Source organism: bacterium, from assembly GCA_035527515.1.
In the GTDB taxonomy this organism is placed as follows: Bacteria; B130-G9; B130-G9; order B130-G9; family B130-G9; genus B130-G9.
Map to the genome: position 1 here is coordinate 1 of DATLAJ010000082.1, position 4,358 is coordinate 4,358.

The 4,358-nt window shown below is 55.9% G+C and carries 5 protein-coding genes; all 5 read right to left on the reverse strand.

What is annotated here, in order from left to right; all coding sequences use genetic code 11:
- A partial coding sequence (locus VM163_06155; protein HUT03457.1) for a biotin/lipoyl-binding protein occupies window positions 1–862 on the reverse strand: 862 nt, incomplete at its 3' end.
- 150 nt (window positions 863–1,012) lie between these two features.
- Entirely contained in the window at window positions 1,013–2,389 is a 1,377-nt protein-coding gene (locus tag VM163_06160; protein HUT03458.1) for a flagellar hook protein FlgE, read from the reverse strand.
- Between the two features lie 232 nt (window positions 2,390–2,621).
- Window positions 2,622–3,026, reverse strand: a complete 405-nt coding sequence (locus tag VM163_06165; protein ID HUT03459.1) for a TIGR02530 family flagellar biosynthesis protein — start codon at window positions 3,024–3,026, stop codon at window positions 2,622–2,624.
- Entirely contained in the window at window positions 3,016–3,708 is a 693-nt protein-coding gene (locus VM163_06170) for a FlgD immunoglobulin-like domain containing protein (protein ID HUT03460.1), read from the reverse strand. Before VM163_06170 ends, VM163_06165 begins: the two co-directional genes overlap by 11 nt.
- A 64-nt stretch (window positions 3,709–3,772) precedes the next feature.
- Window positions 3,773–4,358 (reverse strand): flagellar hook-length control protein FliK (locus VM163_06175; GenBank protein ID HUT03461.1); only part of this gene is annotated, 586 nt, incomplete at its 5' end.

The window sequence follows — 4,358 nt, forward strand, 5'->3', positions numbered from 1 at the left end:
GGCCGATCTCGAGCTTGCCAGCGTCAACCTCGCTCACGTTGCAGCTGATGAACATTGAATGAAGGTCCCCAATAGTAAAAAGCACGGTGCCGTTGCTGAGCGCCGACGTGCCCGAGATGACCATCTCGCCGACCTCAACGCCCTTGTAGATCACGACGCCAGCACTGGGAGCGAGGATCCGAACGTCCGCAAGCTTAACAAAGCCTTTCCCATCCACGGCGATAACATCCAACAAGCTGTCCATTGTCCTCCTGACCTGGCCCTCGGTTCCAGACTTCAATGCGTGCATCACCTGCGACGCCATCCCGTTCTCTATCTCCATGTCGCTCTCGAGTATGTGAAGCTCCATCAGGGCGAGCCTGAAGTTGGTCTTTGCAGTGGCCAGCCCTCGTTCCTTGCGAAGCACGTTGTCCCAGGAAGTCCCACGAACCTTATCAAAAAGGCGTTTTTGATGCAAAAGATCGTCCCTGGCCTGAACCATACTGATATAGGCGTTTGCTAACTGGGCACGCCTCCCATAAAGCCGCAACAGCTCGGTGTTATCGGGCTGAACTACGGCGAGCATCTGCCCCTTCTTGATCTCGTCCCCCTCCTCGACATCTGTCCGCGTTACTGTCCCGGAGACCTTTGACATCACATCGACCGTGTTCTCAAGATACGTTTGACCCGTCTCGGTCAGGCGAGAGGTAATATCGCCCCTGTCCACCTTGTTCACGTCCGACTCGATAGCCCCCTCGTCGCCAGCCGTGAAGCGGAAGTGCACGCTAAGAACGTAACCTACCACACCCAGAGCAATCAGAATAAACAGCACGATAAGGATGCGCCTCAACCATCGACGCTTCTTGCGCACTTGCGCCGGCAAAATTAGCCCTCCGGAAGAGAGTGGGACAAGCTCGATACCATTTTGTGATCAGAGTAATGATACGGTTGAAAGGCCAAAAAACAAGAAGGGGCTCGAGGGAAACCCCGAGCCCCAACTCAATGGCAGCGAACTTTTCTTGCGAAACTTCAGCTACCGCTTGAGATTCACCATTATCTGTATCATCTCGTTCGCGGTCGTGATTATTTTGGAATTGGCCTCGAATCCGCGCTGCATCACGATCATCGAAGTGAACTGCGAGGTCAGGTCAACGTTGGCCATCTCGAGGGACTGTCCAACTATCGTCCCTCGGCCACCGGCATTCGCTATGCCGATCGTAGGGTTGCCGGACCCAGGCGCCTGAGCGAACATGTTCTCACCCATTATCGTCAGAGATGTGGGCGCCGGGAATGTCGCCAAGGCAATCTGAGCGACCGCCTTGGTCGTCCCGTTAGAGAACACGCCGATTATCTTCCCGTCGCTGTTTATGCCCACCGATTCCAGTTCACCGATCGAGAAGCCGTCCTGATAGGTGTAAGAAATCGCGGAGTTGAGCGCATATCCGGTCAGATACGTGGTGCCGCTGTCAATCTCACTCCTGATCTCCCACGCGACACTCTGGTCCTTTGCGCCATTCGCCCAATTGACCGACGCGAAGTCCAGCGATGCCGCACCAGCGTTGGAGATCAATACCCCGCCGGAGTCGAACCTCATCGGGTCAAAGTCAAGCGCTGGATTGCCCGTGGCCCCGTAATCTGAATCGCCTCTGGCTATAATCACGCCGTTTCCGTCCGACGTAGACGGCAATGTCGTCGAGGAGTCAACCTCCGACTTCCCTACGTATGCAATCCAATCCCATCGGTCCAAAATCGAGTCACCATTCTCGTCAATAGGAGTGAACTCGAGCGTTACCGTGTGGGCTGCCCCAAGCGAATCGTAGGTAGTCAGCGACGTGCTGAAGGTCTCCGCCTCGTCAACAGAAGACGTGGACGGGTTATCGACGGTCGCCTCGGCGTCGAGGTTTATGTTGGTCTTGAAGAGTGTGGTCGCCTGCGGGTCCATCGTCATGCCAAGCGGGAGGTGTATGTTGGCCGCCGCGCCCGACGTGTTTATCTCACCCGTATTCGTCATAGCAGACCAGCCCAAAACATGCAGACCGTTCGGGTTGACCAGGTCATACTCCTTGTTGAAGGTGAAGTTACCCGCTCTGGTGTAGAAATTGTTACCAGAGGCATCCCCCAGCACGAAGAACCCGTTGCCCTGGATGGCGAGGTCGGTCGCTACATCGGTGCTCATAAGAGAGCCCTGGGAGAACGACGGTGTGATGGACCCCACGGACACCCCCTGGCCAGCCGTTGCGCCGCCGTTGTCCATCTGCTGGGCAATCGACTGGCTGAGAATGTTCTGGAATATCGGCACAGACCCCTTGAAGCCAACTGTGTTGATGTTGGCGATGTTGTTACCGAGCACATCCATTCCTAGCACGTAGGAACTGAGGCCCGATAGCCCTGAATACAAGGATGCTAACATCTTTTTCTGTCCTCCTGAGTTTGTGCAGTCCAAAGGGCCGGTGCGCTGCCTCCGTCAGTCAGCAGCGCTATAGCTTCCCCCAAGGGGCCAGCCGTTACCTAAGCCCAGAACTGCGAATCTTGTGTCCTTTGCCTGAAATCTTGTCTCTTGTGTGGGTTCGGCTGCCTCAATCGGTCAGCAGCAACAGACCTCCCCAACGGGGCCAGCCTAGGTGCGCCCACACATCCCTGCGCTATCTCCTAGCCAAAACCGTGCTGTCTATGTTCGTGAAAACCTTCTCCATACTGTTGTTTGCGTCCAATACTGTTACGACCGTTCGATTCTTGATGCTCACTATCGCCGCGAGATCGTCCATCAGCACAAGCGACTCTCTGCTTCCTTTCGACTCGGCCTGGCCCACCGCGTCCGAAAGGCGCGACAGGTCATCTCGCGAAAGCTCGATCCCCCGCGATTCAAGCCGCCTCATGGCGTGCGCCGAGAACCTGAGCCCGTCAGCATTGGCCTGCGCCTCTTGAAGAAAGGCGCCAAAGCCGTTCCCTTGCGCCGACTTCCTGGCCTTATCGGGACTGCGCAGTCCATTCTGCTGGACCTGCCTAACCCCTCGCAGAAGCCCAGGACCAGCAAGCTCATTCGTCATTTGAACTCTCTCCTTCCTGAATCTCAGATACCTCTGATAGCGGCACCTTCTGCCCGTTCATGATGAGATAGGTTATCCCTTGATCGAACGCGATACCGGTAACCCTGGCCCGGATTCCGGACTTTACGCCAACGCTCTCACCGTCCTCGTCCTTCGCTGTTACCTCGAACGTGTACTCGCCATCCGAAACCGCGTTACCATCCGAATCCTTGCCATCCCACTCGAACACATGCTCGCCCGCCTCAAGAGCGCTAAATGTCTCCTCGCGAACAACAGTTCCATCCTCATCCTTCACCTGCAACTTCACCTCCGAGGCGTTCGAGTCCAACTCGCACCAAATCTCGTTACACTTGCCGTCCTCGAGCCTGATCTCATTGGTGTCAGCCTTCACAGTCTTCCCAACCAGTGAAACGGATAACGTATTGTTCACCGACGCCTGATACATCTGTAAATACGTCAGGTTCTCGTTCACTGAACTGAGCTGAGCAAGAGAAGCGAACTGCGCAAGCTGCGCGATGTAATCCTCGTTGCTCATCGGCTCCAATGGGTTCTGGTTCTGCATCTGGGCGACAAGAAGCGTGTAGAAATCATCCTCGCCGAGGCCCGCCGCACCCTTGCCAGTCGTCTGACTCTGTTGCGTCCCGTTATAGGACGTCTCCGTTACTGCACTACTTCCGTCCATCTTTGCTTGTCACCTCCTTTCGTCATCTCTTTATCTTGTTGCCTATCTTCCTTGTCCTTCACATTTACGCCATTACATCTAGAAGTCTTGAGCCCGAAACTAGCCCAGCGGCCAACATCGTATCGGGGACAACGTCCCGCCACGGCTCACTCGGATGCGAGGCGCCATGGCCCTGCCCATCGTTGTAATCCTCGCTCTGCGACCCAGGGCCGAACTCCTCCGAGCCACTGCCGATCTCGACCGACAGCGTATCGACCTTCAGCCCCTGCTCCTGAAGAGCTCGGAAAAGCTGCGACATGTTCTTCTCCAAAAGCGCGTGGGTCTGAGGCTGGTCAACCACAAGAGTGGCCTTAACGACGTCATTGGTTATCTCAACCTTGATCTTCATCCCACCGAGCTCCGGCGGTCGCAACCGTATCTGCATCTCTTGCTTTCCAGACCTGCACAGCTTTCTTATCTGGCCCGCAACATGGAACATCATGCCTTGATGGCCGGCCAGGACTGACTGAGAACCAAGCATGAACCCTCCCGCTCGCGACTCAGGAGCCACGTTCGCGAATGCCTCCTGCCATTGGTGCGTGGAGGCCGTTTTCGCTGCGCCATCGATGTCTCTTGCAGCGGAACGTGAATCCTGCAACTCAGAAGCGGTA

Coding starts and splice junctions, on each gene's coding strand:
- VM163_06165 (HUT03459.1), bottom strand. CDS start 3,026: ATGACGAATGAGCTTGCTGGTCCTGGGCTTCTGCGAGGGGTTAGGCAG.
- VM163_06170 (HUT03460.1), bottom strand. CDS start 3,708: ATGGACGGAAGTAGTGCAGTAACGGAGACGTCCTATAACGGGACGCAA.
- VM163_06160 (HUT03458.1), bottom strand. CDS start 2,389: ATGTTAGCATCCTTGTATTCAGGGCTATCGGGCCTCAGTTCCTACGTG.